Raw genomic sequence first — 448 nt, 5'->3', positions numbered from 1 at the left:
GGGCGACCTTCAGCACGTCGTCGTCGTGCCCCTGGTCGAGGATCCCGTCGATCATGTGCACCCCGCCCACGTGGTGCCGGATCATCATCTGCAGGAACAGCACGTCGAACTCGCGGCCGGTGGCGCCCCGCAGCTTCGCCATCTCCTCCGGAGTGGCCATGCCCGGCATGAGGCCGTTCTTCACCAGGCCGGGGCCGTCCGACATCCAGGCCATCGGCGGCTCGTCGCCGGTCGGGTCCAGCTTCCAGGAGCGCAGCCAGGTCTGCATGGTGCCGATCTCGCCCTGCTGCCCGGTGGCGATGTCGCCGCCGATCTGGCGTACCTCCGGATCCTGGCCCTGCCGGAACGCGAGCAGCCCCATCGCGACCGCCTGCGCGTGGTGGGCGGTCATGTCCCGGGCGAAGCCGGCCTCCGCCGAGCTCTCGCCCGGACGGGTGAACGTCGGGGT

General features: G+C 71.2%; 1 protein-coding gene. It reads right to left on the bottom strand.

Annotation, left to right across the window (positions count from 1 at the left end; genetic code table 11):
• A partial coding sequence (locus F6X68_RS33230) for a DUF305 domain-containing protein (protein ID WP_151457892.1) occupies positions 1 to 448 on the bottom strand: 448 nt, incomplete at both ends.

The organism is Micromonospora sp. AMSO12t (assembly GCF_008806585.1).
Classification (GTDB): domain Bacteria; phylum Actinomycetota; class Actinomycetes; order Mycobacteriales; family Micromonosporaceae; genus Micromonospora; species Micromonospora reichwaldensis.
Note: the sequence above shows the minus strand (reverse complement) of the source record. Positions and strands in the feature narration are given on the sequence as shown.